Below are 26,014 nucleotides of genomic sequence, written 5' to 3'. Positions count from 1 at the left end.
ATCTCCCGCTCTCTTCCTCCCTTTCCTTCGGCCGGCAACATGGAACCCGCAACCCAGGCACAACTGCACCACAAGCTGCAATCGGGCGGGCATCTCTCCGTCTTGATGGTCTGCATGGGCAACATCTGCCGCAGCCCCACGGCCCATGGCGTGCTGGAAAAGATGGTGGCCGACGCCGGGCTGTCTGGCCGCATCCATGTGGACTCTGCCGGCACGCATGGCTACCACGTGGGCGAGCCGCCCGACGCACGCGCCCAGGCCCATGCCGCGCGGCGGGGCTATGACCTTTCGGCCCAGCGCGCCCGCCAACTCACGCGGCGCGACTTTGCCGACCACGACCTGCTGCTGGTGATGGACGACAACAACGAGCACGCCGCCCGCGCGCTGTGCCCGCCCGGCAGCGAGAACCGGCTGTACCGGCTGACGGACTTCTGCACCGCCCTGCAGGCCCACGAAGTGCCCGACCCGTACTACGGCGGCGCCAACGGGTTCGAGCATGTGCTCGACGTGGTGGAGGATGGGTGCGCAGGCGTGCTGAGGCAACTGGTGCCAGCCCGGTAGGCCGTCCGTCCCTCACCAGGAACCGAAGGAGGTGAATCTATGCAAATCACGCTCACCAGCCTGCTGGTCGAAGACCAGGAGCACGCCCTGCACTTCTACACCGCGGTCCTCGGCTTTGAGAAGAAGCACGACATCCCCATGGGCAGGTTCCGCTGGCTCACCGTGACCTCGCCCGAAGGCGCCACGGGCGTCGAACTGGTGCTGGAGCCCGTGGCCTTTGCCCCCGCGCGGGTGTACCAAAAGGCCTTGTTCGACGCGGGCATACCGGCCACGGCGTTCATGACGCAGGACATCGACGCAGAGTTCCGCCAGTTGGCGGGCCGGGGCGTGCAGTTCCGCAGCGCGCCCCAGGCCCTGGGGCCGATCAAGGCAGTGCTGTTCGAGGACACCTGCGGCAACCTCATCAACCTGGTGCAGCCGGTGGCTTGACACACCGCCACGTGCGGAAAACCGCCGCGCAGGAGCCGCACCAGTTCTGCGCCCCGCCAGCCGCGCCATGCTGCCGGCACCTTGCCCGGGGCCGGCGAGCCCTGGCCGATGCCGGGCTGAATACTGTGATTAAAATCAGTATTCAACCAACCTCCCACCCCCATGACGGCGCCGCCCTCTCCGCCCCTTCCCGTGGCCTTGACCCGGTTTCACCGCACGCGCCTGATGCAGATCTGGCGCTCGGCGGGCTGGCCGTGCAAGGACGGGCTGGAGATCGACCTGCTGGCCGCCGGGCTGATTGCACCGCGCACGTCGCCCCAAGGCGGTGAAACACTGCAGCTCACCGATGAAGGCATCCGCACACTGGCCCTGGCGCGCCAGCGCAGCGTGCGCGCGCTGAGCGCCCACGACCGGCTGGGCCAGAAGTTTGCCGCGCAGCTGCTGGCCAGCGGCCGCATCGTGTGGGCCGAGCTGTCGCTGCGCGCCGTGATCGACGCGCCCGCCATGCCGCCTCCATCGCCCCCGTCGCTGGCCCTGCCACCGGCCACCCCGGTCATGGCCCCGCTGTGGAGCGACGACGACGCGCCCGCCACCCGCGCCGCGGCCCACCTGTGGCGCATGGCGCGGCCCGACCTGTTCTCGGTGCGCAATACCTCGGTGCCCGCCTACCTGCAGCCCATGGTGCACGAGATCAAGGCCAGCCGCGCCGACCTGCTGTCGGACCTGCGCCACGGCGCCAAGCGCCAGGCCTACCAGTGGCTGTGCGAGGAGTGCTACTACGTCTTTCCGGCGGGCATTGCCGAGCCCGACGAGATCCCCGAGCAGTTCGGCATCTGGGTGCTGCAGGGCGGGCTGGACACGGGCCGCTTCGAGCTGCTGCGCCCCGCGCGCCACCAGCCCTGCACCCTGCCCTTTGCCGTGTGGATGGCCCTGTGCAAGGCCACGCCGCTGCGCAGCGATGAGGACAAGGCCCAGGCGCTATTGGGTGACATGGGCGACACGGGCACACCGCCCTTCGGCACCGAGGCGCCATGACCTACACCGTGGCGGTGCGCGAGCTGTGCGAGTTCACCGCCAAGCAGGGCGACCTGGACCTGCGCTTTACCCCTGCCCCCACCGCGCTCGAAGGCATGGCGGGCCACGCCGTGGCCGCGTCGCGCCGGGGCGCGGGCTACCGCGCCGAAGTACCGCTCAGCGGCAGCTACCAGGCCCTGCAGGTGCGTGGCCGGGCCGACGGCTACGACCCCGCACAGCAGCGCATCGACGAGGTCAAAACCTTCAAAGGCCGGCTGGACCGCCAGCCCGCATCCCACCGCCACCTGCACTGGGCGCAGGCCAAGGTGTATGGCTGGCTGCTGTGCGCGCAGGAGCAGCTTGCGCGCATCGACGTGGCGCTGGTGTACTTTGACATCGGCTCGCAGCAAGAGACAGTGTTCACCGAACGCTGCAGCGCCGACGATTTGCGCCAGCACTTCGAGGCCCAGTGCGAGCGCTTCCTGGCCTGGGCCGAAGCCCAGGTGGCACACCGCGCGGCACGCGATGCGGCACTGGCCGCACTGGCCTTTCCCTTTGGCGCATTCCGCACCGGCCAGCGGCCACTGGCCGAGGCCGTGTACAAGGCCGCCACCGCCGGCCGCTGCCTGCTGGCCCAGGCGCCCACGGGCATCGGCAAGACGGTGGGCACGCTGTTTCCGCTGCTCAAGGCCGCGCCCGCGCAGCAGATCGACAAGCTGTTCTTTCTGGCCGCCAAGACCTCGGGACGCCCACTGGCGCTGGATGCGCTGGAGCGCATCCGCGCAGGCCTCCCCGGCCTGCCGCTGCGCGTGCTGGAGCTGGTGGCGCGCGACAAGGCCTGCGAGCACCCCGACAAGGCCTGCCACGGCGAATCCTGCCCGCTGGCCCGGGGCTTCTACGACCGCCTGCCCGCCGCCCGCGCCGCCGCCGTGGCGCAATGCGCAACAGGCGGCGCGGCGCTGCACCAAGCCGGTGTGCGCACGGTGGCCCTGCGGCACCAGGTCTGCCCCTACTACCTGAGCCAGGAACTCGCCCGCTGGGCCGACGTGGTGGTGGGCGACTACAACTACTACTTCGACCTGGGCGGCCTGCTGCACGGTCTGGCCCAGGCCAATGGCTGGCGCACGGCCCTGCTGGTGGACGAAGCCCACAACCTGGTGGACCGTGGCCGCAAGATGTTCAGCGCCGAATTGCACCCCGCCACGCTGGCCGAGGCCCGCCGCAGCCCCGGCGCCACGCGCCATGCCCCGGTGAAGAAGGCGCTGGACAAGGTCCGCCGCGCCTGGGTGGCACTGGACAAGGAGTGCGACAAGGCGCACAGCGGCACCTACACCGTGCTGGAGGCCTTCCCCGGCAAGCTGCTGGCCGCGCTGCAGCAGTGCGGCAGCGCCCTGGGCGAGCACTTCGCCGAGCACCCCACCGAGCCCGATGCCGCGCTGCAGGCCTTCTACTTCGACGCACTGCACCTGGTGCGCATGGCCGAGCTGCTGGATGCGCATTCGATGGTGGACCTCACCCCGCCTCCGGCTGTGCAGGGCAAGGCGGCCAGGCCGGGCGACTCGGTGGTGTGCATCCGCAATGTGGTGCCCGCGCCCTTCCTGCAGCCCCGGCTGGCCGCCGCGCGCACCAGCACACTGTTCTCGGCCACGCTGCTGCCCGCGCACTACCATGCCGACCTGCTGGGACTGCCGGCCGACCATCTCTGGATCGATGTCGAATCGCCCTTCCACGCCCGGCAACTGCAGGTGCAGGTGGCACGGCACATCTCCACGCGCTTTGCACACCGCACGGCATCGCTCGCCCCCATCGCGGCACTGATGGCGCAGCAGTTTCGCGCGCGGCCGGGCAACTACCTGGCATTTTTCAGCAGCTATGACTACCTGCAGCAGATGGCAGCGCTGCTGGCGCAGCAGCACCCCGAGGTGCCGCACTGGTGCCAGTCGCGCCGCATGCTGGAGGCCGAGCAGCGCGCCTTCCTGGACCGCTTCACCGAGTCGAGCCAGGGCATTGCATTTGCCGTGCTGGGCGGCGCGTTCGCCGAGGGCATCGACCTGCCGGGCCCGCGCCTCATCGGCGCCTTTCTGGCCACGCTGGGGCTGCCGCAGATCAACCCCGTCAACGAGCAGATCCGTGCGCGCATGCAGGCCCTGTTTGGCGCGGGGTATGACTACGCCTACCTCTACCCCGGCCTGCACAAGGTGGTGCAGGCCGCCGGCCGCGTGATCCGCACGCCCAGCGACGAGGGCGTGCTGCACCTGATGGATGACCGGTTTGGTCAGGCGCAGGTGCGGGCGCTGCTGCCCGCCTGGTGGGGGGCCTAAGAACCTGTTCAAGATCTTTTCGGGGATCGCATTGGAGTGCCATCGTGATGAAGTGGATGCTTCGGGTGCGCCGCATGGGCTCGTGCCCATGCAAGCAGCCGGGGCGTCCAATCGCCCGATTTCACTCCAACCCTTCGGGCAAGTGCCTTGCCTGGCGGTCTGCGGCGTTGCGGCGCTTGCCAATAGCCGAGCTATTGGCGGCGCACCGCGCCTAGCATCCCATCCCGGCAAGGGACTTGTGCGACCCCGAAAAGATCTTGAACAGGTTCTAAAAAAAAGGCCGGTCGCCATGCGGCGACCGGCCTTGCAAAACCGCCAAGGCGGTATACAGGGAGTCAATCTTCAGGTTGCGGCGGGCGCCACCACCAGTTCCTTGGCCTTGCCGCGCTGGCGGAAGAACCCGATGGTCTGCCACAGGATGAACAAGGCGATCAGGCCGATCAGCGTGCCGCTGATGGGGCGGTTCACAAACACCTCGAAGCTGCCGCGCGACAGCAGCATGGAGCGGCGGAAGTTCTCTTCCAGCATCGGGCCCAGGATGAAGCCCAGCATCAGCGGCGACGGGTCCATCTCCAGGCGCATGAACAGATAGCCCAGGGCACCGAACACCACGGTGATGAACACATCGTCCAGGTTGTTGTTGATGCTGTAGGTGCCGATGCAGCAGAAGAACAGGATGGCCGGGAACAGCACGTTGTACGGGATCTTGAACACCGACAGCCAGTAGCGCACCAGCGGCACGTTCAGCACCAGCAAAAAGCAGTTGCCGATCCACATGCTGGCCACCAGGCCCCAGAACAGCTCGGGGTGGCCGGCGATCATGTTGGGGCCGGGCTGGATGCCCTTGATGATGAACGCAGCCATCATCAGCGCCATCACGGCGTTTTCGGGGATACCGATGCTCATCAGCGGGATGAAGCTGGTGCGCGCGGCGGCCTCGTCGGCCGCAGCCTGGCCGGCCACGCCCTCGATGCAGCCGGTGCCGATTTCGTGGCGGTACTTGCTGACCTTCTTGTCCAGTGCATAGGCCGCAAACTGGGCGATCACCGGGCCGCCGCCGGGCAGGATGCCCAGGATGGAACCCACCACGCTGCCGCGCAGGGCGCTGGGGATGATGCGCTTGAACTCGGGCCAGGTGGGGATGAGTTTGATCTTGCCGTTGAAGGGCGAGCGCTCTTCGCGCGAATCCAGGTTCTTGGCGATCTCGGCAATGCCGAAGCAACCGAGCGCAATGCTCACAATGCCCACACCGTCGGCCAGGAAGGGCATGTCCAGCGTGAAGCGGGCCAGGCCGCTGTTCACGTCGGTGCCGATGGAGCCCAGCAGCACACCCACCATGCACATGGCCAGGCCGTTGAGCAGGCTGCCCGTGGTCACAAAGCTCACGCACACAAAGCCCACGAGCATCAGCGCGCAATAGTCGGCCGGGCCGAACAGAAAGGCCACTTCGCCCAGGCTGGGCGCCAGGTATGCCAGCACCACAATGGCCACCGTGCCCCCAATGAAGCTGGAGAACCCGGCGGTGAACAGCGCGAGCCCCGTCTTGCCCTTGAGCGTCATCTGGTAGCCGTCGATACAGGCCACGATGCTGCTCGCGTGCGGGATCTTCATGGTGATCGCGCTCACGCTGTCGCCGTACTGCGCACCGTAGTAGATGCCGGCCAGCATGATGAGTGCGCCGGTGGTGTCGATGGAATAGGTCAGCGGCAGCAGCAGGCTGATGGTGGCCAGCGGGCCCAGGCCCGGCAGCAGGCCCACCAGGGTGCCCACGGTGCAACCCAGGGCGCAGAACATCAGGTTCTGCAGTGTCAGTGCGTGGCTGAAGCCGAACGCGAGGTTATTGAGAACTTCCATGGTGGCGACCTCAGTACAGCGGCAGGCTCACGCCCAGCAGCTTTTGGAATGCAAACGCAATGCCAACCAGCACCGCAGCGATCTTCAGGTTGCGCTTCCACGAGTACGACGTACCCGCAAACCCTGAGCAGAACACCAGAAACACGATGCCCGCGATCATGTTCACAAAGTGCGACAGTGCCGCAAAGCCGCACAGGCTGCCCAGGATGATGGCGATGTTGCGGTACTGAAAATCCATGGGAACCGGCGCCACCAGGCGTGCGCGCACCACGGTGATGGCCCCGATGGCAAACAGCATGCAGCTGACGATGAAGGGGAACATCCCGGGCCCGGCTCGGCCCAGCGACCCCAGTGAGTAGCCCATCGACGGCAGGCCAAAGCCCAGCGCCAGGGCCATGAGGACAAAGCCTCTGACTAGATTGCGGTTGATCATGAAAAATGTGTCTCCTGAAAGGCTGGACGGCCCCCCTTGGCCTGCGCCAATGCGGCCCGAAGCTGGGGTATGCTGACAACCGAACTATCCCCACCCAACCTGATCGCAGGCTGATCGCAGCCATGCGTAATTTCACGTAGCCCCATGCGCCTCCTCCTGGTGGAAGACGACCCCGTGCTGAGCCGGACCATGGCCCAGGGTCTTGAAAAAGCCGGCCACCGGGTCGAAATGGCCCACACCGTGGAAGAAGCCCAGCACTGGTGGGCCGTGCAGGTGTTCGACGCCGTGCTGCTGGACCTGAACCTGCCGCACGCCGCCCATGCGCGCAGCGGCCTGGGCAGCGGGCTCACCGCCCTGCGCAGCGCCCGCGCACGCGGCGACCGCACGCCCGTGCTGGTGCTCAGCGCCCGCGACAGCACCGAAGAACGCATTGCCGGGCTGGATGCCGGTGCCGACGACTACCTGGGCAAGCCCTACGAACTCAAGGAAGTGGAAGCCCGCCTGCGCGCGCTGCTGCGGCGCGCCAGCGGCACCGCCGACCTCGTGGCCGTGGGGCAACTGGCACTCGACCGGCAGGCACGCCGCTTCAGCGTGGCCGGCCAGGCGCTGGAGCTACCGGCGCGCGAATTCGAGCTGCTGTGGGAGCTGATGACGCCCCCCGGCCGCGTGCTCAGCAAGGGTGACCTGTCGGCGCGCCTGTCCGACACCGGCGAAGCCCTGGGCGAGAACGCGCTGGAGGCCTCGTTCTCGCGCCTGCGGCGGCGGATTGCGGGCAGCGGCGCCGCCATCCGCACGCTGCGCGGGCTGGGCTATGTGATGGAAGATGATTCCGCCTAGCGCCCCCCCGCGCCAACCGCCCGCGCTGCGCCAGCGCATCGGCCGCCATGTGCTGCTGTCGCTGGTGCTGATCTGGGGGCTGGGCAGCGCCGTGGTGCTGGGCGTGGGCAACCACTTTGTGGCCGAGGCCTTTGACCGCGCGCTGCTGGACGACGCCCACGCGCTGGCTGCCCATGTGCGCGGCGACCAGAGCGGCGACCGCGCGGGCGAACCCCTGCGGCTGGACCTCACGCCGCGCGAGGTCGGGCTGCTGCGCTTCGACCAGAGCGAAACCGTCTGGTTTGCGGTGTATGGCCCCGACGGCGCGCTGGTGGCGGGCGACAGCCACCTGGCGGCAGGCCCCGTGGCGGCCGGCAGCACCCACGCGTTTTCGCAGCTGGCGCACGAGGGGCGTGAGCTGCGCCGTGTCAGCCTGCGCATCGACGGGCAGCCCCCCTTCACCGTGGTCATGGCCCAGACCACCGCCGAGCGCACGCATCTGCTGCGCAGGCTGCTGGCCTACTCGGGCCTGGCCCAGCTGTGGCTGCTGGTGGCGCTGGGCTCGTGGCTGCTGCGCGGCATCGAGCACGACCTGCGCCCGCTCACCGAGCTGCAGGATGCGGTGGACCACCGCGACGCGGCCGATCTGCAACCACTGCCCCCAGCCCTCACCCACGCCGCCGCCACGCGTGATGTGCAGCGCCTGGGCGAGGCCCTGGACCGCCTGCTGGCGCGGGTGCAGCAAAGCCTGCATGCACAGCGCGACTTTGCGGGCAACGTGGCGCACGAGCTGCGCACGCCGCTGGCAGGCATCCGCGCCCAGGCCGCCCGTGCGCTGGAGCACTCCGACCCGGCCGTGTGGCGCAGCGAACTGGAAGGCATTGCCCAGGCCGAACAACGCGCCAGCCGCACCGTGGACCAGTTGCTCGCCCTGGCCCGCGCGGCCGAAGGCGGCATTGCCCTGGCCCTGCAGCCCCTGGCACTCGACGCGCTGGTGCGCGACGTGCTGCTGCGCTATCTGCCCCGCGCCGACGCGCTGGGCGTGGACCTGGGCGCCGAAGGCCTGGACCAGACCATGGAGGTGCGCGGCAACACCGCGCTGATCGAAGGCATTCTGAACAACCTGCTGGACAACGCCCTGCGTTACGGGCGCGGCCAGCCGCCCCGCATCACCGTGGCGCTGCACACCGAGCCGGACTGGGCCGTGCTGCGCGTGACCGACAACGGCCCAGGGGTGGATACCGGCCTGGCCCAGCACCTGCAGCAGCGCTGGGCGCAGGGCGCGCAGGGGCTGCAGCTGGGACAGGGTGCGGGGCTTGGGCTGTCCATCGTGGCGCGGTATGCGCAGCTCATGGGGGGCCGGCTTGCGCTGGGCGTGGCCGAGACGGGCCCCGGGCTGGTGGCCAGCGTATGGCTGCCCAAGGCCCATCCCGTGGAACCCGAGGCCCACCCAGCGCCTTGATGCAAATCAAGACAGCGCCCTGCCACACGCGGCCACAATCCCCCGGTGCCAAGCCTGACCACCACCTCCTCCACCGTGCCGCTCTTCCACCGTGCCCACCGGGCTGCTGCCCTGGCGCTTGCCGCCATGGCGCTCATGCTCGCGGGGTGCGACCAACCCACCGGAGCGGCCCCGGCTGCGCCGCAAGGCCCTGCCGAAACCAGCTTTGACGCCATCGTGGCGGCGTGCACCCAGTCCGTGGCGGGCCGCACCCCCACGGTGCGCCCCACAGAGCCAGGCACCTGGGCCAAGGTGGGCTACGGCCCGGCCCTGGTGCAGCGCGAGCTGACGCGCACCGAATCGCCCATCACGCCCTACGTGGGCAAGATCGTCGTCAAGGACAACGAGGCGCGCGCCACCGCCCCCACCGAGGCCGCCGCCCAGGCCATCACCCTCACGCCGGCGCACCTGCTGTCCAACCGCACGCACACCTTCGTCTACCGCTTCGACGGCAAGGCCTGGCACTGGAACAACGGCTCGCGCTTCACCAAGACCCCCTCGCAAAGCGATACCACGGAAGCGCTCACACTGGCCGATGTCTCGGCGCCCAGCAAGGGCTTCGCAGGCTGCCTGCCGCGCTGACGACAAGCGTCAGGCGTCAGGCGTCAGGCGTCAGGCGTCAGGCGGCAGAAGTACCCGCTACTTCAGCACAAACCGCAGGTTGGCGGGCTTCTTGCCCGGCAACGTCACCAGCGCCACCACCTTGGTTCCGGCCGCTACCTGAAAGCTGCCTTTGGATTGCAGCGCACCCTCGCCGGTGGGCGCCAACGCCACCTCGGATTTTTCAGCGCCCTGCAGCAGGGTCAGCCGGGCACTCGCGCCCTGCACGCTCACGGGTTTGCCGTGGTCGCGCACATGCAGCGTGAGGGCATCGGGCCGGGCAACCAGCTCGTAGTCCATATCGTTGCTCTCCGCCACCACACCGCCATGCAGCGGCTGGGAGGCATGGGTGTGGTTGCCCGCTGCATAGGCCGCGGCGCCGCTGGTCAACAGCAGTGCGGCCAGGAGTTGGTGGATGTAGGTCATTCGCATGGCGTTCCTTTCAATGGTCGGAAAAAGTGGGGGAAAAAATCAGAAGGCCTCGGCGTTCTTGTCGTCGAGCAGGCGCTCAGCGTCCTTGCGGCCAAAGAGCCAGAACATCGCCGGGGTGAGGAAGGTGTCGAGCAGGGTCGAGCTGATCAGGCCCGAGAAGATGACCACGGCCACGGGGTTGAGGATCTCCGTGCCCGGGCGCTCGGCCTCGAACAACAAAGGCGCCAGCGCAAAGGCCGTGACCAGCGCGGTCATCAGCACCGGGCTCAGGCGCTCCAGCGAGCCGCGCGTGATCATGGCGTGGTGAAAGCCCTCGCCCTCGATGCGCATCAGGTTCAGGTAATGGCTGACCTTGAGGATGCCGTTGCGCACCGAAATCCCGGCCAGCGTGATGAACCCGATGAGCGCCGCCACCGACAGCGGCTGGCCCGAGATCCACAGTCCCAGCACCGCCCCCACCAGCGCCAGCGGAATGTTGGCCATGATGAGCAGCGACAGCGTGGCCGATTGGTAGCGGGTGTACAGCACCACAAACATGAGCACCAGCGAGACGACCGAGAGCATGCCCACCAGGCGGCTCGCTTCCTCCTGCGCCTGGAACTGGCCGCCCAGGGTCACGAAGTAGCCCTCGGGCAGCGGGGTGCCATCCACCACCTGGCGGATGTCGGCCACCACGTCGGACAGCGCACGCCCCTGGGCGTTGGCCGACAGCACGATGCGCCGCTTGCCATCGTCGCGGCTGATCTGGTTGGGGCCGTCGCCCTCTTCAATGGTGGCCACCCGCGACAAAGGCACGCGCCCACTGGGCGTCTCCAGCAGGATCTGCCCTAGCCCGTCCAGCGAGCGAGCGCTTTCGGGCAGGCGTACCACCAGCGCAAAGCGGCGGCTTCCTTCCACGATCTGCGTGATCTTTTCGCCCTCCACCAGGCTTTGCAGCGCAGACAGGATCTGCGGCACCGGCACGCCGTAGCGCGCTGCGGCCGCGTAGTCCACCCGCACCGTGATCTGCGGCGCCAGCACCTGCTTTTCGACCTCCAGGTCTGCAAGGCCGGGGATCGCGGACAGCCGCGAGCGCAGCGCATCGGCCTGCCCGCGCAGCGTGTCCAGGTCTTCGCCAAACAGCTTGATGGCAATCTGCGAGCGCACGCCCGACAGCATGTGGTCGATGCGGTGCGAGATGGGCTGGCCGATGCCGATGGCGGCGGGCAGGCCCGACAGGCGGCTGCGGATATCGCCCTGGATCTCGGCCATGCTGCGCGTGAGCTGGGACGCGGGCAGCAGGCCCACGTCCAGCTCGCTCACATGCACGCCCTCGGCATGTTCATCCAGCTCGGCCCGCCCGCTGCGCCGGCCCACGTGGGTGACCTCGGGCACGGCACGCACCAGCACCTCGGCCTGGCTGGCCAGCGCTGCCGATTCGGCCAGGGTCACGCCGGGGTTCAGCCGCAGGCCGATGAGCAGCGTGCCTTCATTGAACGGCGGCAGGAAGGTGGTGGGAAACAGAGGCACCGCCGCCGCCGACAGCACAAACGCCACACCGCCTGCAGCAATGGCCGCCCGGGGGCGGTTGAGCACGGCCTGCAGGCCGCCCTGGTAGCGCGCCTTGAGCCAGGCCACGAGCCGCGTGTCGCCATGGTCCAGTGTTTTCATGCGCGGCAGCAGGTAGAACGCCAGCACCGGTGTGACCGTCACCGACACCAGCAGCGACGCCAGCGTGGACACGATGAAGGCCACGCCCAGCGGCACGAACAACCGCCCTTCGATACCCGGCAGCGCAAACAGCGGCAGGAACACCAGCACGATGATGGCCGTGGCATACAGGATGCCCGACCGCACTTCCATCGACGCGAGCTTCACGATCTCGATGGGGTGCAAGCGCTTGTGCGGGTGTTTCTGACGGTCCACCTTGAGGCGCCTGAGCACGTTTTCCACGTCCACCACGGCATCGTCTACCAAGCCGCCGATCGCAATGGCCAGGCCGCCCAGTGTCATCGTGTTGATCGACAGGCCGAAGTGCTTGAAGACCAGCCCGGTGATGAAGATCGAGACCGGGATGGCCGTGAGCGCAATGATGGTGGGACGCAGCGTGCCCAGAAACACAAACAGGATCACCGCCACGAACACCGAGGCGCCGATCAGCTTGCCCTGCAAGGTGGTGACCGAGGCTTCGATGAAGCTCGCCTGCCGGAAGGTGACGCGCGGCGTCTCCATGCCCGCGGGCAGGGACTTCTGCAGCTCGCCCAGCGCCGCCTCGATGGTGCGCGTGAGCCCGATGGTGTCGGCCGTGGGCTGCTTCTGGATGCCCAGGATCACCGCCGGCCGGCCTTCAAAGCCCGCGTCGCCGCGCTTGAGCGCCGGGGCAAAACTCACCTCGGCCACCTGGCGCAGCAGCACGGGCTGGCCGTTTTTCGCGGTCAGCGCCAAATGCTGCAGGTCTTGCAGGCGCGAGGTGCGGGCCAGGTTGCGGATGAGGTATTCGCGCCCGTTCAGCTCCAGAAAGCCGCCCGAGCTGTTGGACGCGAAGCCCTTGAGCGCGCCCGACAGCTGCTCGTGCGTGATGCCCAGCTCGGCCATGCGCGCGGTGTCGGGCTGCACCTGGAACTGGCGCACCTCGCCGCCGATGGGGATGACCTGCGCCACCCCCGGGATCGCCATCAGCCGAGGCCGCAGCACCCAGTCGGCATATTCACGCACAGCCATGGGCGAGGTCTTGGCCACGTCGATGGGGATGGCCACCTGCATGATCTCGCCCATGATGGAGCTGATGGGCCCCATGCGGGGCACCACGCCGGCGGGCAGGCCCTCCTCCATCGACGACAGGCGCTCGGACACCATCTGGCGGGCGCGGAAGATGTCCGTGCTCCAGTCAAAGGTGACGTAAATGAACGACAGTCCGGCACTGGACACCGAGCGCACGCTCTCCACGCCCGGCAGGCCGTTCATCGTTGTCTCCAGCGGAAACGTGATGAGCTGCTCGGTCTCTTCGGCGGCCATGCCGCCGGCCTCGGTCATGAGGGTGACGGTGGGCTTGTTGAGGTCAGGGAACACATCCACCGGCGTGCGCGACAGGGTGAAGGCGCCATAGGCCATCAGGATGGCGCTGGCGATCAGCACCAGCAGCCGATTCGCCAGGCTGTTTTCTAGGAGCCACTTGAACATAGCAACTCCTTCAGCGGACCTGGTTGATGAGGGTGGCGCCGTGGGTTACGACGCGGTCGCCCGCGCTCAGCCCGCTGGTCACCGCCACCGTGGCGCCATCGAGCGGTTCCACCGTGACGACCCGGGGCTCGAACTGCTCCGGCGCCTCCTTGACCCACACGATGGTCTGGTTCGACGGGTTCCTCTGCAGCGACGCCACCGGCACCCGCAGGCCCTGCACGCGCGCCTGCGACTGCACGAAGACCTTCACCGTCTGCCCCAGGGCCAGTTGGCCCAGGGCCGCCGCGTCGCCCGCAAACACCAGCGGCAGCGCCTGTTCGCGCAGGCTGCGCGCCGCGCCCAGAAACTTCAGCGGCACGCGCTCTGCCCCCAGTGCCAGCGTGGCACCGGCCACCTGGCGGGCCTGGGCGCCGTCGTACGACAGCGCCTCGATGCGCAGCCGCTCGGGGTCCACCACCTCAAAAACCAGCTCGCGCGCATCCACCACCTGCCCCGCCACCGCGTTGGCCGAGGCGATCACCCCCGACACGGGCGCCACCAGGGCATCGCGCTGCGACAGGCCTGCCCCCACGGCCGCCAGCCGCGCCGACAGGCTTTGCAGCTCGCTCTCGGCCGCCTCGATGTCCTTGCGCGGCACGGTGTCGGCCAGTTCCCTCAGCCGCAGCACGCGCTTTTCGGCCAGCGCCTGTGCGGCGCGCAGCTCGGCCTGCTGCGACAGCTGGTTGGAGCGCTCGATGGCACCGGCCGTGGGCACCACATAGGCCAGCACCTGGCCCTTGCGCACCGCCTGGCCCACGCCCGGCAGGCCCTGCGGCCCGGCCTCCAGCCGCCCCGCCAGGGCCGCCTGCACCTTGCCGCCCGCGTTGGGGTCCATCACCACCTTGCCCGCCAGCTCAAAGGCCTTGGGCAGCTCGGCCTGCACCACCGGCACCGTGCGCACCGCCAGCTGCCGCTGGGTGGGTTTGGGCAAAAACACCCGGCCATCGGGCTGCCGCTTGGGCGCGTTGCCCAGGGCGGCGGGCGGTGCGTCGCCATGGTCATGGCCCTCGCCCGACCAGGCCGGCAGCGCCCCCGCGAGGGCGCCACACAGCAGCGCAAGGGCCAGGGGTTGTGCAATGGGGCGGCGGCTCATGCAGCACCTCCCACCAAGGCGGTGCGGGCCGCACGGGCACGCCTGGCCCTCTGCAACGCCAGCAGCGCCAGCGCGGCGCCGATGGCCGCCACCACCGCTGCGGCCAGGGTGGTGCGGGAAACCTGGCCCCGGGTCTCGGGCGCATGCGCGCTGGTGTGGATGTCCAGCGCACCGGCCAGCAGGTCCGAGTCATGGCCCGCCACCACGGTGGCCGTCACGGCCAGCAGGCCCTCGGGCAGGGGGTTGGGCAGCGTGGCTTCAAACGCGCCATCGCCCACCGCCTGCACCGTCACGGGGTTTTCACCCAGCGCCAGCTCCAGCGTCGCGCCTTTGGCGGGGCTGTTGTCGTCGGCACGGTCGAGGTACAGCGACAGTGTCTGGCCATTCAGCACACCCACCAGCTCAAACAGCTCGGAGGTCGCTGCAAAACGGGGGGACGCGGCGCCTGTGGGCGCGGCAGGCGCTTCGCCATGGTCGTGGCCTTCGCCAGCCCAGGCGGCCTGGAGGGAAAGGCCCAGCACCAGGGCGGCACACAGCGCCCGGAAAAAAGGGATTGGTTTCATGTTGCTTGCTTGTCAGATGCGTTGTGGATGGGGAACAAACCCCGGTCATTCGGGCAACAGGCCCAGGGCCTGGCGCAATGCAGAGACGGCGGCGGCTTCGTCGATGCGCAGGCGCGCCAGTTGCCGCTGGGCCTGGGCGGCCTCCAGCGCCACGCGCAGCCGCGTGGGCAGGTCCGTCTCGCCCAGGCGGAACGACTTTTCGTAAAAGGCCAGGGTTTCGCGCGCCAGCCCAGCGTTGCGGGCCATGGCCGCCACCTGGGCCTGCAGGGCCGCAAGCCGTGCCCGGGCCGCAGCGGCTTCGGCGGCCAGCCGCGACTGCGCAATGGCCGCGCGGGCCTCAGCGTCGGCCGTTTCGGCCAGGGCCGTGGCCTCCCGCGCCTGCGCGCGGGGCCCCGCGCCCAGCGGAATGCGCACGCCCAGGGTCACGGTCTGCTGGTAGCGCTCGCCCGCCTGCCCCTTGCTGCGGGTGGTGGCCAGCGTCAGCTCCGGGTTGGCGCGCGTCTGGGTGGCGGCCAGCTCGGCCGCCCTGCGCGCAGTCCAGGCCTGGTCGTGCAGTTCGGCCAGTGCGGGATGGGCTTCGGGCACCGCGGCCACAGACAGGGGTCCGGGCAGGGGTTCGGGCCGGGCTTCGTCGCTGCCTCCGCCCTCGCCCGGCGCTGCATCGGCAGGGCGGGCGCCCCAGTGCGCGCGCAGCGCTGCCAGGACCCCATCGTGCGCGCCCTGCGCTTCGGCCACGGCGGACTCGGCCTGGGCCACCGCGCTGTCGGCCTGGTGCCTGTCGGCCTGCGACAGGTCGCCCGCCTTGAACCTGCGGGCCACGTCGCGCGCCAGGCCCTGGGCACTGGCCAGCCGGTCCTGGGTCAGGTCCAGCTCGGCCCGGGCGCGCTGCCAGGCCCACCAGGCCTCGCGCACCTCGCCCGCCAGCCGCAGCCGGGCGGCCGCCAAGCCACTCTCCAGCGCGGCCTGCTCCGCGTGCGCCAGCCGGCCCTTGCGGGCCCGCTCGCCCGGCAGCCACAGGGGCACCGACACGCCGGCCTCGTACTCCCGGCTGCCGTGGTTCGACCCGGGCCGGTCGGTCTGGGTCTGCAGGTTCAGCGCCAGGGGCTCTGGCGTCCAGGCCGACGCGGCCTGGCGTGTGGCGTCGGCCGCAGCGCGGCGCAGGTCGGCCGAGCGCGCCTCGGGCTGCCGGGCCCAGGCCTGCTCGAACACGCCGTGCAGCGACAGCGGGGTGGGCGCTGTGGCGGCAAGGCCCCCGGGCGGCTGCTGCGCCCACGCCATGGTGGAAACCATCCAGCCTGCCGCCACAACCAGCGGCCAGGATGGGAATGACGGCCGCGCGGGCCATCGCTTGATTGTTTGCATCCGATTCCTCGTTGGTGGAAAACCACGTTGAAATCGGCGAGGCACGACAGCCTGTGCGCACCGGCGCACAGGCGCACCGGCCAGGCGCTCAGAACAGGTTCAGGGAGCGCTCAGACCAAGTCGCTGGGGAAAGGGCCGCCCGGCCCGCCTCGCCGTTCAGGCGAGGGGCTGCCACCTGGGGCGTTCAGGCCGGGAGAGCGGGGGTTGCAAAGACTGCAGGGCGATGCCCTGCGGGTAGCGCGACGGGCTGGGCGCTGCGCGCGGGACGCCAGGCTCCAGCACCATGGCACTGCCGTAGCCGTGGCAGGAATGGCAGTCCAGGTCGGCCAGGCCAGCGGGCGTGCCCTGGTCGGGGCCCGCATCGGCAGCCGCTGGTGCCGCGCCATGGGACTCGTGTGCGTGCTGGTGGTGGCCCACATGCTCCACCGCCGCCGAGGGCTCGTGCCCACAGTACGGCGCGGCAGCCACCCAGGCCGCCTGGAGCGGCAGCAGGATGAGCAGGAAGATGGCAAGCAGGCGTCGCATGGGCAGCGGGATTCTACCGAGAGCCGCGCAGGGTTTCGCCATGGCGACCCGGCAAATCCTTGCGCCTTCGATGGCATTGCGCCCAAAGCCTGCGCCGGCTCACCACTCCGCCAGTCCGGCCGGGTCGCCCGCCGCCTGCGCGCTGTGCTGCACGGCCCGCTCCACCGCCTCGCGCGTGAGCGTGGGCACGAAGCTCTCGATGAAGTGGTAGGCATAGCCGCGCAGCCACGCGCCCCGGCGCAGGCCCAGGCGCGTGAGGTTCACCTCGAACAGGTGGCCCGCGTCGATGAGCCGCAGGTGGCGGTCGCGCTCGGCGTCCACCGCGATCGAGGCCACGATGCCCACGCCCATGCCCAGCTCCACATAGGTCTTGATCACGTCGGCGTCCATGGCGGTGAGCACGATGTCGGGCGCGATGCCCTCGCGCGCAAAGGCCTCGTCGATGTGGGCCCGGCCCGTGTAGCCCAGCTCGTAGGTGATGATGGGGTGCTCGGCCAGCTGCTCCAGCGTCACTGGCCCGGCCTGGTCCAGCAGCGGGTGGCCGGGCGGCACCACGATGCTGTGCGTCCAGCGGTAGCAGGGCAAGGTCACCAGGCCGTCATAGCCGGCCAGTGCCTCGGTGGCCACGCCGATGTCGGCCTCGCCGGACATCAGCATCTCGGCCACCTGGCGCGGCGAGCCCTGGTGCAGGTGCAGCGATACCTGCGGGAACAGCGCACGGAAGTCGCGCACCACCTGGGGCAGCGCATACCGCGCCTGCGAGTGCGTGGCCGCCACCGACAGCCGCCCCTGCGCGCTGTCGCTGAAGTCCTGGCCGGCGCGCTTGAGGTTGTCGGCTTCGAGCAGCAGGCGCTCCACCGTGGGCAGCAGGGCCTCGCCGGGCGGGGTGAGCCCCGTGAGCCGCTTGCCCACGCGCACGAAGATCTCCACGCCCAGCTCTTCCTCCATTTCGCGGATCTGCCGGCTCACGCCGGGTTGCGAGGTGTGCAGCATGTGGGCCACCTCGGTCAGGTTGAAGCCGCGCCGCACGGCTTCGCGCACGGAGCGCAGTTGCTGAAAATTCATGGCGCCAGGGGCTTCTTCATTTGCTATAGTTTTTATAGCTTCTTGCGCTTATCCATCCAGCGCAAGAAGCCTGCAGGGCCCGCAGCGGCACGCACGGGGCGGGTGCGCGGGCCTGCGTGCTGCCCCTCAGTCCGCCCAGAAGCCCGAGGCCTCGATCACCGGCCGCCACTTGGCGATCTCGGCCAGGCGCAACTGCTCCAGCGCCTGCGGGCTGCGCGGGTCGGGGTCCAGCGCCAGCTCGTCGAGTCGGGCCTTCACCACGGGGTCGGCCAGCGACTTGTTGAGCGCGCGGTTGAACGCGGCGACGGTGGCCACCGGCGTGCCGCTGCGCGCCCACAGGCTGTACCAGCCGCTGCCCACGGCCTTGGGGTAGCCCGACTCGGCGAAGGTGGGCACATCGGGCAGCTCGCGCGTGCGCTTTTCCGAGAAGGTGCCCAGGATGCGGATCTTGCCCTGCCTGTGCAGCGGCAGCAGCTCGGTGGTGGTCTGGATGGCCGAGCTGATCTGCCCGCCCGCCAGGTCCGACAGCATGGGCCCGCCCCCTTTGTAGGCGATGTGCACGATGTCGATCTGCGCGGCGCCGCCCAGCAGCAGGCCAAAGAAATGCGGCAGGCTGCCCGCCGCCGGGCTGCCGAAGTTGGCGCGCTCGGGGTGGGCCTTGAGCCAGGCCACGAACTCGGCCACGTTGCGCGCCGGGTGGCTGGCCGGCACGGCCAGCGCGAACTGGAAATGCGCCACCAGGCCCACCGGTGTGAAATCCTTGGCCGGGTCGTACCCGGGCTTCTTGTAGACGATCTGCGACAGCACGGGCGTGATGAGCGGAGCGATCAAAAAAGTGCTGCCATCGGCCGGGGCCGAGAGCAGCGCCTGCACCGCGATCTGCCCGCCCGCGCCGGGCTTGTTGTCCACGATGAGGTGGTGCTTGCCCCCCAGCTGCGCGGGCAAGCGCTCGGCCAGCGCACGGGCCAGCAGGTCAATGCCGCCGCCCGCGCCAAAGCCGACCAGGATGCGCGCGGACTCGGGCACGGCCGCTGCCTGGGCCCGTGCCGCCGGGGCAGCGCCCACCCCACAGGCCAGTGCACACATGCTGGCGGCCGCGCGGCCCAGCAAAGTGCGCCGCTGGCGCGAAAAGGAAGACGTTGGCGATGTCCGTGTCGTTGTCATGCGGCCCCCGGTCAGAGCTTGGCGATCGACACTTCGGTGGACTTCACCAGCGCCACCACGTCGGAGCCCACGACCAGGCCCAGGTCGTCCACCGAGCGGGTGGTGATGACGGAGGTCACGATGCCCCAGGGGGTTTCGACATCGACTTCGGACACGACATCGCCGCGAATGATTTCGCGCACTTTGCCCTTGAACTGGTTGCGGACGTTGATGGCTTGGATGGACATGGAAAGGCTCCTGGAAGATGGGGAAAAAATGGGCGGGTGCTTGGGCGGTGGCACGCTTTGACAACGATCTGTCGCGCTGGGCCACCCGCTATGCACCCACAAAACTAAACAACCAAAAGCAATGTAAATTAACTTTCTTATACGAATAAATGGTCATTACTCATAAGCTTTGACTTAGATGTGTAGGGCATGAGTTGCAGCCGCCACGGCATAAGCGCGGGCCATGGAAGTGCACCGGTATTCGGTCCGCACCACCCGATGGCCGCTGCAAAACGCAGCCGCCCCGCCAGACCTTTCGATCTGGCGGGGCGAATGGGAGCGGCCGGTTCAGCCGGGGAAGTCGCTGGTGTCTCAGGCAGGCTGCGGCAGGTAGCTCGGCCGCGTGGCCGTCATCGACAGCTTGACGTGCTGCGTGAGCTCATCGGCCAGCACCTCGTCCGCACCGGCAGCCAGGCCGTCCAGCGCGCGCTGCACGATCTGCTCGGGGCTCGACTTGGGGACATCGAAGCCGCGCGTCAGGTCGGTATCGACATAGGCCATGTGCAGGCCCAGCACCTGCGTCTTTTGCGCCGCCAGTTCGTGGCGCAGCGCGTTGGTCAGCGACCAGGCGGCGGACTTGCTGGCCGAATACGCCGCCAGCTCGCCGCCATTGACCCACGACGCCACCGACAGCACATTGAGCAGCGCGCCGCCGCCGTTGGCCGCGAGAATGGGCGCAAACGCCTTGCTCACGCGCAGCACGGCAAAGAAGTTGGTGTCGAACAGGCGGCGGGCCACCTCTTCGCTGTCGGCGGCCAGAAAGCCCCCAGGCTGGGCGATGCCGGCGTTGTTGATGACCAGCGTCACATCCGGCGCGGCTGCGGCGGCAGCGGCCACGTCGGCGGGGTTGTTGACATCCAGGCGCAGGGCCTGCACGCCAGGCTGGGGCGTGACGGTGGCGGGGTCGCGCGCACCGGCGTAGACCTTGCGAGCACCGCGGGCGAGCAGCTCGCGGGCAAATGCCAGGCCGATGCCGCGGTTGGCACCGGTGATGAGGACGACAGCGTTTTCGATCTTCATGGAAATCTCCAGAGGGACAGGTGGAACGGATGGAAGGTTGGGTGGGGACTGACGGCGTGTGAAAAGGATGTGCAGCGGCCTGCTGGCTCACACCACCTGGATGACGACCTTGCCCTTGGCACGGCCCGATTCCACATAGGCCAGGGCGTCGTTGGTGGCGCTGAACGGAAAGACTTTGTCGACCACCGGGCGGATGGCGCCCGCTTCGACAAGGCGCGTGATCTCCTGCAGCTGCGCGCCGTGTGCCCGCATGAAGAGGAACGAGTAGCCCACGCCCAGCGCCTTGGAGCGCCGCCGGGTGCCCGCGCTCAGCAGGCGCATCACCAGCCGCACCATGCCGGGCGCGCGAAGGGTCTGGCCGAATGCCGGGTCGGGCGGGCCGGAGATCGAGACGACCTGGCCGCCGGGCTTGAGCACGCGCAGCGACTTGGCGAGCGCCTTGCCGTCCTGGCTGTGCAAAACGACGTCGTAGTCGCGCAGCACCTCTTCGAAGTCCTGCGTCTTGTAGTCGATGACGACATCAGCGCCCAGGCTTTGGACCAGCGCGGCATTGCCCGCGCTGGCCGTGGTGGCAACAGTGGCGCCCAGGTGCTTGGCCAACTGGATGGCAAAGGTGCCCACCCCGCCGGACCCCGCCTGGATGAAGACCTTCTGCCCTTTTTTCAACTGCGCCTTTTCCACCAGCGCTTGCCAGGCCGTGAGGCCCACCAGCGGGATCGATGCGGCCTCCTCCATCGTCAGGCCGCGGGGCTTGTGGGCCAGCGACGATGCCTTGACGGCGATCAGTTCTGCAAAGGTGCCGATGCGGAAATCGTCTGCCCGGGCGTAGACCTCGTCGCCCGGCTGGAACTGCTGCACGCGCGGCCCCACCCGCACCACCACGCCCGCCAGGTCGTGGCCGAGCACGAGCGGCATGGCGTACGGCAGGATGAGCTTGAACTCGCCGCTGCGGATCTTGGCGTCGAGCAGGTTCACGCCGGCGGCATGCACCGCCACCAGCACCTCGTCGTCGCGCAGGTCCGGCGCGGGGATATCGGCGTGCCGCAGTGGGCCCTGCTTGGCGTAGCGGTCGAGGACAAAGGCTTTCATGGGGCTTCCTGGGTGAAGGGCAAAGCGAAGGACAAGGCAGCTCGCAAGAACATTCGCATGATGATCGTCATATATAAAGGCAAAAAAAAGCGCGCCGCTGGGGGAGTCAGCCGGGCGCGCCGGGCGGCGTGGCAGGCACAGCGTCTGCAGCGTGCGTCGAGTTCGTCAGCTGCGTCAGGTGCTTGAGCGCGGCCTCGCGCAGGCTGTCCGACAGCGCCGGCTCGTCCACCGCGCGGGCCAGCACCAGGGCGCCCACCATGGTGGCCATGGTGACGAGCGCCTGTTCGTGCGTACCGGGCTGCCCCCACTGCGGCGACTGGCGCGCAATGAGGTCGACCATTTCCTTGATGTGCCGGGTGGCCACGCGGCGCACCTCGGGCGCCTGGCGCGATGTCTCCGAGCCCAGGGCGACCAGCGGGCAACCCATCTCAACGCTCTCGACATGCTGGCGCGACAGGTAGGCCGAAAGCATGGTGGCCAGCGCGTGGGGCGACGGCTCGCCGGCCGCGGCACCGGCCGCCAGCGCTGCGGATTCGGTGCACGCCTTGGCAGCAGCCTCCGCCAGCATGGCCTCGCGGGATTCGAAATGCGCGTAGAAGGCGCCGTGCGTCAGGCCCGCCTCTTTCATGATGTCCGCCACCCCCGTGCCGTGGTAGCCCTGGCGCCGGATCGCGCGCGAGGCCACCGACACGATGCGCTCGTGCGTGGCCTCCTTGGCGGCGGCTCTGGAATGGGGCGGCGAATTTGACATGACACGCATCATACGAAATATCGTTGGATGGCGCAATGCCGGCCGTCTACGCCGCTGCTGCTGCTGCGAGTCCCAATCCGCCAATCCGCCAATCCGCCAATCCGGTGAGCCCCAGGCCTCCTCGACACAAAAACCCAGGCCCTGCGAAAGGGCCTGAGGAGCAGTTGCGCCATGATCAGCGCTGAAGATCCTGCCTGCAAACGCTACATTGTTTATAGCGCCTTGCGCACTACCAGAAAGCGGTAGCGGCAGATTTCCCTCACATCCACTCACAGCTTGGCGATGGACACCTCGGTCGACTTGACCAGCGCGACCACATCGGAGCCCACGACCAGCGCCAGCTCATCCACCGAGCGCGTGGTGATGACGGACGTGACGATGCCCCAGGGCATTTCGACATCGACTTCGGAGACAACATCGCCGCGCACGATCTCGCGGACTTTGCCCTTGAACTGGTTGCGGACGTTGATGGCTTGGATGGACATGGGGTTCTCCTTGATGGGGCCGTAGGGCGAAGAAAGGAATGACAGCAGAAAGAAGCGAAAGGCAGCAGGCGGCAGAAACGGCTATACCGCCCAGCGCAGGCCATGCGCAGGCACGCCGGGCCACGGCGCTTCGTGCTCGGGCTCGGGCTCGCCCTCAGGCTTTTGCAGCACGCGGTCCAGGATGCGTTTTTCGATGGCAGCAAAGGCGGCGTCACCGTGCGACCGGGGACGCGGCAGGTCGATGCGCTGGTCCAGCGCGATCTGGCCGTCCTCGATCAGGACCACGCGGTCGGCCAGCGCCACGGCCTCCTGCACGTCGTGGGTCACCAGCAGCGCGGTGAAGCCGCTGGCGCGCCACAGGCCTTCGATGAGGCGGTGCATCTCGATGCGGGTGAGCGCATCGAGCGCGCCCAGGGGCTCGTCGAGCAGCAACAAGCGCGGGTTGTGCACCAGCGCGCGCGCCAGGGCCACGCGCTGGCGCTGGCCGCCGGACAGGCGCGCAGGCCACTCGTTCAGCCGGTCGCCCAGGCCCACGCGGGCCAGCACGTCGGCGGCCGCGCCGCGCCGCTCGGGCGGCAGGCCCAGGGCCACGTTGTCGGCCACGCGCTTCCAGGGCAGGAGGCGCGAGTCCTGGAACATGATGCGGGTGTCTTCGCTCAGGCCGGCCACGTCCTTGCCGTCGAGGCGGATCGCGCCGCCCGACACGGATTCGAGGCCCGCCACCAGGCGCAGCAGCGTGCTCTTGCCGCAGCCGCTGCGGCCCACGATGGCCACGAACTGGCCGGGTTCGATCACCAGCTCGGTTTTCTTGAGCACGTTGCGCGCGCCGTAGCGCTTGTCCACGCCGCGCACTTCCAGGCGCACGCCTTGCGGCGGCTGGGGTGTATTTGTAGTCAAAATGCTCTCCTGCGCTTACCTATCAAGCGCTAGCAGCTATAAAAATGTGAGTCATTGAATCGCGGCCTTCGCACGGAACGCGGCCCTGGCGCGGGAAGCCGCGCAGCGGCTCAGGGGGATGCATATCCAGGATGCCAACGCAGCCAGTAGCGCTCCAGCCCCTTGGCAAACAGGTCGGCCAGCTTGCCCAGCAAGGCGTACAGCAGGATGCCCACGAGCACGATGTCGGTCTGCAGGAACTCCCGCGCATTCATCGTGAGGTAGCCAATGCCCGCCTGCGCGGAGATGGTCTCGGCCACGATCAGGATCACCCACATCAGGCCCAGCGAGAAGCGCAGGCCCACCAGGATGCTGGAGAGCGCGCCCGGCAGGATGATCTGGCGGTACAGCTGCCAGCGGCCCAGGCCATAGGTGCGCCCCATCTCGATCAGGCCCGGGTCCACGTTGCGGATGCCGTGGAAGGTGTTCAGGTAGATCGGAAAGAGCACCGACACGCTGATGAGGAACAGCTTGGCCGATTCGTCGATGCCGAACCACAGGATCACCAGCGGGATGAGCGCCAGCGCGGGGATGTTGCGCACCATCTGCACGGTGGAGTCGAGCAGCGTTTCGGCCACGCGCACCGAGCCCGTGAGCAGGCCGAGCGCCAGGCCCAGGCCGCCGCCGATGGCCAGCCCTGCCAGTGCACGGCCGGCACTCACCTTGACGTGGGTCCACAGCTCGCCCGATGCGGCGAGCGTCCAGGCGGCCTGGATCACCTGCAGCGGCGCGGGCAGCACGCGGGTGGACAGCCAGCCCTGCGACGAGGCGATCTGCCACAGCACGATGAGCCCCACGGGCACGGCCCAGGGCAGCAAACGCTGCAGCACGCTGCGCAGGAAGCGCGCCACAGCGGCCGGCACCAAGGGGCTTTCGAGCGGCAGATCGACGGAGTCCGCGATGGGCGATACCTGCAGCTCTCGGACAGTCTGGGTCATGGGGTGGTTTCCTGGGGTTCGTGGTCGGGTTCGAGGAATTCCAGCTGGTTGCCCGCCGGGTCCTTGACGTAAAAGCGCAGGTAGCCGGGCAGCGCACGGTTTTCCACCAGCGCCAGGTCGGCCTGCAGCAGGCGGTGGCGCAGGGCCGGAAGGTCCTGCACTTCAAACGCCAGGTGCGACACCGCCGGCGCGGGCTGCCAGTGCTCGGTGGGCACCAGGTCGATGCGCTGCGTTCCGGCGGCAAAGCGCAGCGCGTTGCCGGCGTGCAAGCGCACTTCGGGCAGGCCCAGCAGGCTGGCATAGAAGCGCCGGATGGGCGCCTCGGCACCGGCCGGAAAGGCCAGCTGCACGTGGTTGATGGACTGGATGCTCATGGCATGGCTCCTGTGGGTGCGGTGCTCAGCTCTGCGAGGCGCGTGGCACGAAGTCGTTGGCCACGGTTTCGCCAAACGGGCCCAGCGGGGTGCCGAACAAGGGGTTGCCGCTGGCGAGCTGGTTGCGCAGCGGCAGGGGCAGCAGCGGGAACACCAGTTCGGCAAAGCGGTAGGCCTCGTCCAGGTGCGGATAGCCCGACAGCACGAAGTGGTCCAGCCCCAGCGCGGCGTATTCCTGGATGCGGGCGGCCACGGTCTCGGGGTCGCCCACCAGCGCCGTGCCCGCCCCGCCCCGCACCAGGCCCACGCCCGCCCAGAGGTTGGGGCTGATCTCCAGGTCTTTGCGCGTGCGCTTGACGCCCTGGCTGTGCAACGCCGCCATGCGGCGCTGGCCTTCGGAATCCATGCGGGCAAACGCGGCCTGGGCGCGCACCACGGTGTCGTCCTGGACATGGCTGATCAGCTCCTCGGCGGCGGCCCAGGCTTGCGCATCGGTCTCGCGCACGATCACATGCAGGCGGATGCCAAACTTCACGGTGCGGCCGTGCTTTGCGGCGCGGGCGCGCACATCGGCCACCTTCTTGGCGACCTCGGCCGGGGGTTCGCCCCAGGTGAGGTAGGTCTCGACCTGCTCGGCCGCGAGGTCGTGCGCCGCCTCGGACGAGCCACCAAAGTACACCGGCGGGTGCGGCTGCTGCAGCGGCGGAAACAGCAGCTTGGCGCCCTTCACGCTGAGGTGCTTGCCTTCGTAGTCCAGCGCCTCGCCACGGTGGCTGCGCGTGAGGATCTCGCGCCAGATGCGGATGAACTCGGCCGACTGTTCATAGCGCGTGGCGTGGTCCAGAAACACGCCGTCGCCCTCCAGCTCGGCCTGGTCACCCCCCGTCACCAGGTTGATGAGCAAGCGCCCGCCCGAGAGGCGGTCGAACGTGGCCGCCATGCGGGCGGCCAGCGCGGGCTGGTGCAGGCCGGGGCGCACTGCCACCAGGAACTTGAGGTTGCGCGTGACGGGCAGCAGGCTGGACGCCACCACCCACGGGTCTTCGCACGAGCGGCCGGTGGGGATGAGAACGCCTTCGTAGCCCAGGCTGTCGGCCGCCACGGCGACCTGCTTCAAGTAGTCGTGATTGAGCTGGCGTGCGCCTTTGGCGGTGCCCAGGTAGCGGCTGTCGCCGTGGGTGGGGATGAACCAGAAAATTTTCATGAATGAATGCCTTGGAAAGT

At 69.0% G+C, this 26,014-nt stretch carries 26 protein-coding genes; 7 read left to right on the top strand and 19 right to left on the bottom strand.

The genetic code is table 11. The features are described 5' to 3' along the window. Positions 1–105 precede the first annotated feature (105 nt). The 4 genes from DBV10_RS17640 (at position 106) to DBV10_RS17625 (ending at position 4,325) form a co-directional block, all read left to right on the top strand. Positions 106–561: a low molecular weight protein-tyrosine-phosphatase gene (locus DBV10_RS17640; RefSeq protein WP_124514925.1), complete on the top strand. Its 456-nt coding sequence runs from the start codon at positions 106–108 to the stop codon at positions 559–561. A gap of 39 nt (positions 562–600) precedes the next feature. Beyond that, positions 601–990, top strand: coding sequence for a VOC family protein (locus DBV10_RS17635; protein ID WP_124514893.1), 390 nt, complete (start codon positions 601–603; stop codon positions 988–990). A gap of 162 nt (positions 991–1,152) precedes the next feature. Further along, positions 1,153–2,025: a hypothetical protein gene (locus tag DBV10_RS17630; protein ID WP_370451194.1), complete on the top strand. Its 873-nt coding sequence runs from the start codon at positions 1,153–1,155 to the stop codon at positions 2,023–2,025. Next, positions 2,022–4,325 carry an ATP-dependent DNA helicase gene (locus DBV10_RS17625; protein WP_124514892.1) on the top strand — a complete coding sequence of 768 codons (2,304 nt, stop codon included), beginning with the start codon at positions 2,022–2,024 and terminating at the stop codon, positions 4,323–4,325. The genes DBV10_RS17630 and DBV10_RS17625 overlap by 4 nt, the downstream gene beginning before the upstream one ends. Positions 4,326–4,667: 342 nt before the next feature. Here the strand turns inward: DBV10_RS17625 and DBV10_RS17620 are convergent, their stop codons facing one another. Both DBV10_RS17620 and DBV10_RS17615 read right to left on the bottom strand, forming a co-directional pair. After that, entirely contained in the window at positions 4,668–6,179 is a 1,512-nt protein-coding gene (locus tag DBV10_RS17620; RefSeq protein ID WP_124514891.1) for a tripartite tricarboxylate transporter permease, read from the bottom strand. A 10-nt stretch (positions 6,180–6,189) separates the two neighbouring features. Further along, entirely contained in the window at positions 6,190–6,612 is a 423-nt protein-coding gene (locus DBV10_RS17615; protein ID WP_124514890.1) for a tripartite tricarboxylate transporter TctB family protein, read from the bottom strand. Between the two features lie 144 nt (positions 6,613–6,756). Here DBV10_RS17615 and DBV10_RS17610 point away from each other — a divergent pair, with 144 nt between their 5' ends. The 3 genes from DBV10_RS17610 to DBV10_RS17600 are packed head-to-tail and all read left to right on the top strand — an operon-like array spanning position 6,757 to position 9,511. Then, positions 6,757–7,449: a response regulator transcription factor gene (locus DBV10_RS17610; protein ID WP_124514889.1), complete on the top strand. Its 693-nt coding sequence runs from the start codon at positions 6,757–6,759 to the stop codon at positions 7,447–7,449. Then, entirely contained in the window at positions 7,436–8,890 is a 1,455-nt protein-coding gene (locus tag DBV10_RS17605) for a sensor histidine kinase (RefSeq protein ID WP_124514888.1), read from the top strand. The genes DBV10_RS17610 and DBV10_RS17605 overlap by 14 nt, the downstream gene beginning before the upstream one ends. A gap of 45 nt (positions 8,891–8,935) precedes the next feature. Then, the gene (locus DBV10_RS17600) at positions 8,936–9,511 is read left to right on the top strand and encodes a hypothetical protein (protein ID WP_233589965.1); all 576 of its coding nucleotides are present in this window, start codon (positions 8,936–8,938) and stop codon (positions 9,509–9,511) included. A gap of 57 nt (positions 9,512–9,568) precedes the next feature. Here the strand turns inward: DBV10_RS17600 and DBV10_RS17595 are convergent, their stop codons facing one another. The 17 genes from DBV10_RS17595 to ssuD all read right to left on the bottom strand — a co-directional run bounded on the left by DBV10_RS17595 (position 9,569) and on the right by ssuD (position 25,994). Beyond that, positions 9,569–9,955, bottom strand: a complete 387-nt coding sequence (locus tag DBV10_RS17595; protein ID WP_124514887.1) for a hypothetical protein — start codon at positions 9,953–9,955, stop codon at positions 9,569–9,571. Positions 9,956–10,000: 45 nt separating this feature from the next. Beyond that, the gene (locus DBV10_RS17590; protein ID WP_124514886.1) at positions 10,001–13,120 is read right to left on the bottom strand and encodes an efflux RND transporter permease subunit; all 3,120 of its coding nucleotides are present in this window, start codon (positions 13,118–13,120) and stop codon (positions 10,001–10,003) included. A 10-nt stretch (positions 13,121–13,130) separates the two neighbouring features. Then, positions 13,131–14,252 carry an efflux RND transporter periplasmic adaptor subunit gene (locus tag DBV10_RS17585; RefSeq protein ID WP_124514885.1) on the bottom strand — a complete coding sequence of 374 codons (1,122 nt, stop codon included), beginning with the start codon at positions 14,250–14,252 and terminating at the stop codon, positions 13,131–13,133. Beyond that, entirely contained in the window at positions 14,249–14,815 is a 567-nt protein-coding gene (locus DBV10_RS17580; RefSeq protein WP_124514884.1) for a hypothetical protein, read from the bottom strand. Before DBV10_RS17580 ends, DBV10_RS17585 begins: the two co-directional genes overlap by 4 nt. Before the next feature lie 45 nt (positions 14,816–14,860). Continuing rightward, positions 14,861–16,093 (bottom strand): TolC family protein, encoded by a 1,233-nt coding sequence (locus DBV10_RS17575; RefSeq protein WP_233589964.1) that lies wholly within the window; start codon positions 16,091–16,093, stop codon positions 14,861–14,863. A gap of 240 nt (positions 16,094–16,333) precedes the next feature. Continuing rightward, positions 16,334–16,702 carry a hypothetical protein gene (locus DBV10_RS17570; RefSeq protein ID WP_124514882.1) on the bottom strand — a complete coding sequence of 123 codons (369 nt, stop codon included), beginning with the start codon at positions 16,700–16,702 and terminating at the stop codon, positions 16,334–16,336. Positions 16,703–16,801: 99 nt separating this feature from the next. Beyond that, complete coding sequence (locus DBV10_RS17565; RefSeq protein WP_124514881.1) at positions 16,802–17,767, bottom strand: CysB family HTH-type transcriptional regulator; 966 nt, start codon at positions 17,765–17,767, stop codon at positions 16,802–16,804. Positions 17,768–17,893: 126 nt separating this feature from the next. Beyond that, positions 17,894–18,931, bottom strand: a complete 1,038-nt coding sequence (locus DBV10_RS17560; RefSeq protein ID WP_233589963.1) for a Bug family tripartite tricarboxylate transporter substrate binding protein — start codon at positions 18,929–18,931, stop codon at positions 17,894–17,896. Positions 18,932–18,942: 11 nt separating this feature from the next. Next, a complete protein-coding gene (locus tag DBV10_RS17555) occupies positions 18,943–19,158 on the bottom strand; it encodes a molybdopterin-binding protein (RefSeq protein WP_015013774.1) in 216 nt (71 codons plus the stop codon). 351 nt (positions 19,159–19,509) lie between these two features. Next, positions 19,510–20,217 (bottom strand): SDR family oxidoreductase, encoded by a 708-nt coding sequence (locus DBV10_RS17550; protein WP_124514880.1) that lies wholly within the window; start codon positions 20,215–20,217, stop codon positions 19,510–19,512. 87 nt (positions 20,218–20,304) lie between these two features. After that, on the bottom strand, positions 20,305–21,306 hold the full coding sequence (locus tag DBV10_RS17545; protein WP_124514879.1) for an NADP-dependent oxidoreductase: 1,002 nt from the start codon (positions 21,304–21,306) through the stop codon (positions 20,305–20,307). 106 nt (positions 21,307–21,412) lie between these two features. After that, a complete protein-coding gene (locus DBV10_RS17540; protein WP_124514878.1) occupies positions 21,413–22,069 on the bottom strand; it encodes a TetR/AcrR family transcriptional regulator in 657 nt (218 codons plus the stop codon). A gap of 257 nt (positions 22,070–22,326) precedes the next feature. Then, the gene (locus DBV10_RS17535) at positions 22,327–22,542 is read right to left on the bottom strand and encodes a molybdopterin-binding protein (RefSeq protein WP_124514877.1); all 216 of its coding nucleotides are present in this window, start codon (positions 22,540–22,542) and stop codon (positions 22,327–22,329) included. Between the two features lie 81 nt (positions 22,543–22,623). Further along, positions 22,624–23,439 carry an ATP-binding cassette domain-containing protein gene (locus DBV10_RS17530; RefSeq protein WP_124514876.1) on the bottom strand — a complete coding sequence of 272 codons (816 nt, stop codon included), beginning with the start codon at positions 23,437–23,439 and terminating at the stop codon, positions 22,624–22,626. 110 nt (positions 23,440–23,549) lie between these two features. Next, positions 23,550–24,416: an aliphatic sulfonate ABC transporter permease SsuC gene (gene ssuC, locus DBV10_RS17525; protein ID WP_124514875.1), complete on the bottom strand. Its 867-nt coding sequence runs from the start codon at positions 24,414–24,416 to the stop codon at positions 23,550–23,552. Continuing rightward, positions 24,413–24,790, bottom strand: coding sequence for a VOC family protein (locus DBV10_RS17520; RefSeq protein WP_124514874.1), 378 nt, complete (start codon positions 24,788–24,790; stop codon positions 24,413–24,415). The genes ssuC and DBV10_RS17520 overlap by 4 nt, the downstream gene beginning before the upstream one ends. 25 nt (positions 24,791–24,815) lie before the next feature. After that, positions 24,816–25,994 (bottom strand): FMNH2-dependent alkanesulfonate monooxygenase, encoded by a 1,179-nt coding sequence (gene ssuD / locus DBV10_RS17515; protein WP_124514873.1) that lies wholly within the window; start codon positions 25,992–25,994, stop codon positions 24,816–24,818. Positions 25,995–26,014: the final 20 nt, after the last annotated feature.

It is taken from the genome of Acidovorax sp. FJL06 (assembly GCF_003852545.1).
In the GTDB taxonomy this organism is placed as follows: domain Bacteria; phylum Pseudomonadota; class Gammaproteobacteria; order Burkholderiales; family Burkholderiaceae_C; genus Acidovorax.
This window is presented reverse-complemented; position numbering and strand designations above follow the sequence as displayed.

Coding starts and splice junctions, on each gene's coding strand:
- DBV10_RS17640 (WP_124514925.1), top strand. CDS start 106: ATGGTCTGCATGGGCAACATCTGCCGCAGCCCCACGGCCCATGGCGTG.
- DBV10_RS17635 (WP_124514893.1), top strand. CDS start 601: ATGCAAATCACGCTCACCAGCCTGCTGGTCGAAGACCAGGAGCACGCC.
- DBV10_RS17630 (WP_370451194.1), top strand. CDS start 1,153: ATGACGGCGCCGCCCTCTCCGCCCCTTCCCGTGGCCTTGACCCGGTTT.
- DBV10_RS17625 (WP_124514892.1), top strand. CDS start 2,022: ATGACCTACACCGTGGCGGTGCGCGAGCTGTGCGAGTTCACCGCCAAG.
- DBV10_RS17620 (WP_124514891.1), bottom strand. CDS start 6,179: ATGGAAGTTCTCAATAACCTCGCGTTCGGCTTCAGCCACGCACTGACA.
- DBV10_RS17615 (WP_124514890.1), bottom strand. CDS start 6,612: ATGATCAACCGCAATCTAGTCAGAGGCTTTGTCCTCATGGCCCTGGCG.
- DBV10_RS17610 (WP_124514889.1), top strand. CDS start 6,757: ATGCGCCTCCTCCTGGTGGAAGACGACCCCGTGCTGAGCCGGACCATG.
- DBV10_RS17605 (WP_124514888.1), top strand. CDS start 7,436: ATGATTCCGCCTAGCGCCCCCCCGCGCCAACCGCCCGCGCTGCGCCAG.
- DBV10_RS17595 (WP_124514887.1), bottom strand. CDS start 9,955: ATGACCTACATCCACCAACTCCTGGCCGCACTGCTGTTGACCAGCGGC.
- DBV10_RS17590 (WP_124514886.1), bottom strand. CDS start 13,120: ATGTTCAAGTGGCTCCTAGAAAACAGCCTGGCGAATCGGCTGCTGGTG.
- DBV10_RS17585 (WP_124514885.1), bottom strand. CDS start 14,252: ATGAGCCGCCGCCCCATTGCACAACCCCTGGCCCTTGCGCTGCTGTGT.
- DBV10_RS17580 (WP_124514884.1), bottom strand. CDS start 14,815: ATGAAACCAATCCCTTTTTTCCGGGCGCTGTGTGCCGCCCTGGTGCTG.
- DBV10_RS17575 (WP_233589964.1), bottom strand. CDS start 16,093: ATGGCGTGGGCGCAGCAGCCGCCCGGGGGCCTTGCCGCCACAGCGCCC.
- DBV10_RS17570 (WP_124514882.1), bottom strand. CDS start 16,702: ATGCGACGCCTGCTTGCCATCTTCCTGCTCATCCTGCTGCCGCTCCAG.
- DBV10_RS17565 (WP_124514881.1), bottom strand. CDS start 17,767: ATGAATTTTCAGCAACTGCGCTCCGTGCGCGAAGCCGTGCGGCGCGGC.
- DBV10_RS17560 (WP_233589963.1), bottom strand. CDS start 18,931: ATGACAACGACACGGACATCGCCAACGTCTTCCTTTTCGCGCCAGCGG.
- DBV10_RS17555 (WP_015013774.1), bottom strand. CDS start 19,158: ATGTCCATCCAAGCCATCAACGTCCGCAACCAGTTCAAGGGCAAAGTG.
- DBV10_RS17550 (WP_124514880.1), bottom strand. CDS start 20,217: ATGAAGATCGAAAACGCTGTCGTCCTCATCACCGGTGCCAACCGCGGC.
- DBV10_RS17545 (WP_124514879.1), bottom strand. CDS start 21,306: ATGAAAGCCTTTGTCCTCGACCGCTACGCCAAGCAGGGCCCACTGCGG.
- DBV10_RS17540 (WP_124514878.1), bottom strand. CDS start 22,069: ATGATGCGTGTCATGTCAAATTCGCCGCCCCATTCCAGAGCCGCCGCC.
- DBV10_RS17535 (WP_124514877.1), bottom strand. CDS start 22,542: ATGTCCATCCAAGCCATCAACGTCCGCAACCAGTTCAAGGGCAAAGTC.
- ssuC (WP_124514875.1), bottom strand. CDS start 24,416: ATGACCCAGACTGTCCGAGAGCTGCAGGTATCGCCCATCGCGGACTCC.
- DBV10_RS17520 (WP_124514874.1), bottom strand. CDS start 24,790: ATGAGCATCCAGTCCATCAACCACGTGCAGCTGGCCTTTCCGGCCGGT.
- ssuD (WP_124514873.1), bottom strand. CDS start 25,994: ATGAAAATTTTCTGGTTCATCCCCACCCACGGCGACAGCCGCTACCTG.